The sequence below is a fragment of the Arhodomonas sp. KWT genome (assembly GCF_010993615.1).
The window spans coordinates 1-507 of sequence record NZ_WNXE01001159.1; the positions used below are offsets into that span (position 1 = coordinate 1).

General features: G+C 73.6%; 1 protein-coding gene. It reads right to left on the reverse strand.

Going from position 1 to position 507, the window contains the following annotated elements:
* Positions 1 to 204 precede the first annotated feature (204 nt).
* Positions 205 to 507, reverse strand: a 303-nt coding sequence (locus tag G7A99_RS24720; protein ID WP_305792387.1) for a helix-turn-helix domain-containing protein, incomplete at its 5' end; no start/stop codon positions are given.

Below are 507 nucleotides of genomic sequence, written 5' to 3' on the forward strand. Positions count from 1 at the left end.
TCCTGGTGCCCAGCCCGCTGGTGGCGGGGGTTTCGGACCGTTCGGGCGTGCCGGGTGACAAAGGCGGGTGCCGTTCGGTGCAGGATAGACCGGCTCCGGCAGAGCGCAATGCATCGACAGGGGTTGTCCGACGACGGGGTGGATGCGGTGGCCACGGCGGCGGACGGCGCACGGTTCCGTCCGTCCGGTGCCGCGTGGCGGTGATCAGGTGTCGCCGGGTATGTCGTGTTTCTTCATCCGGTAGGCGAGCTGTGGGCGGGTCATGCCCAGCGACCGCGCCGCCTGGCTGAGATTCCCGCCGGCGCGGCGGACGGCATGCCGGATGAGCCGGGGCTCGAGCTCGTCCAGTGAGGCCTGGCGGTCGAGCACGAGATCGGCGAGTTCGTCGAGGCTCGCCGGGGGCCGCGCCGTTTCCGGCGCGGCCGGCCCGTCGGCGGACGGTTCGGTGGCGGGGGCGGACGCCGTGCGGGCGTCCTCGGCGCAGCCGCCGGAGAGGTTCATGCGCGG